Raw genomic sequence first — 1,113 nt, forward strand, 5'->3', positions numbered from 1 at the left:
CCCGGGGTTGGTGACATGGTCGTCTCCGCGGATGACATGGCTGACGCCCATCTCGATGTCGTCGACCACCGAAGGCAGCGTGTAGAGATAGGTGCCGTCCTCGCGCACCAGCACAGGATCCGACAGCGAGGCGAGATCGACGGTCTCCTCGCCGCGCACGAGGTCGTTCCAGTGCACCTCGGTCCGTTCGGGCTGCAGCGGATCGCTGGTGAAGTTGGGCAGCAGGAAGCGCCAATGCGGCTTGCGTCCATCCGACTGGTATTCAGCCACCTGCTCGGGCGTCAGCGTCAACGCCTCGCGGCCGTACACCGGCGGCAGGCCGCGCGTGCGGCGCACCTTGCGGCGCAGGTCGAGCTCTTCCGGCGTCTCGTAGCAGGCATAGAGCACCCGCGCCGCCTTCAGCCGCTCGACCGCCGCGTCGTAGATCTCGAAGCGGCGCGACTGGTATTCGGTGATATCCGGGAAGATGCCCAGCCAATGCAGGTCGTAGAGAATGGAATCGGCATATTCCTGCTTCGAGCGCGCAATGTCGGTGTCGTCGAAGCGCTGGATGAAACGGCCCTTGTTGTTCATGGCGAAAAGCCAGTTGAACAGCGCGGTGCGCGCATTGCCGATATGGATGCGGCCGGTCGGCGATGGGGCAAAACGTACGGTAACTGTCATGAGCGGGGCGTAACGGATGCTTTTGGTGTTGACAAGGCGCGCCCCCGCGCGAACGCAACAGATAGTGCAAGCCAGCTAAAATGAAAAGCCGCTGGCCCGACACGCTTCGCGGCGGCCTGACAAATGGCGTCAAGCGCCCACAAACCCTGGCTTCTAATGTCCCCGTTATCCACATATGTGACACACAAGATGTTGGGGTCACAAAACCTATACAAACGAATCCTTGACGGGTCAGACCGAGTCGCTTTTTATAGGCCATGCGCTCCTGTTGCGGGCGCGACCGGAGAGTTTCGAGGCCGGTCTTTTTTCCCGGATTTTGTGCGTTTTGCCCGGATTTCCGCCTGTTCACGAGGCTGGCGGAAGCGTGGGGATCGTGAGGGCGTGGATGGGCGTAAGGGAGAATTGTGGGCCTGGATAACATGATCTGTTATCACTATAGTTAGTGGTTGC

1 protein-coding gene is annotated in these 1,113 nt (G+C 60.6%); it reads right to left on the bottom strand.

Going from position 1 to position 1,113, the window contains the following annotated elements; translation table 11 throughout:
- On the bottom strand, positions 1 to 663 hold a 663-nt coding region (locus FJ471_RS34635), incomplete at its 3' end, for a glutamate--tRNA ligase family protein (protein ID WP_246684926.1).
- Positions 664 to 1,113: the final 450 nt, after the last annotated feature.

Source organism: Mesorhizobium sp. B2-7-1 (assembly GCF_006440735.1).
Taxonomy (GTDB): Bacteria; Pseudomonadota; Alphaproteobacteria; order Rhizobiales; family Rhizobiaceae; genus Mesorhizobium.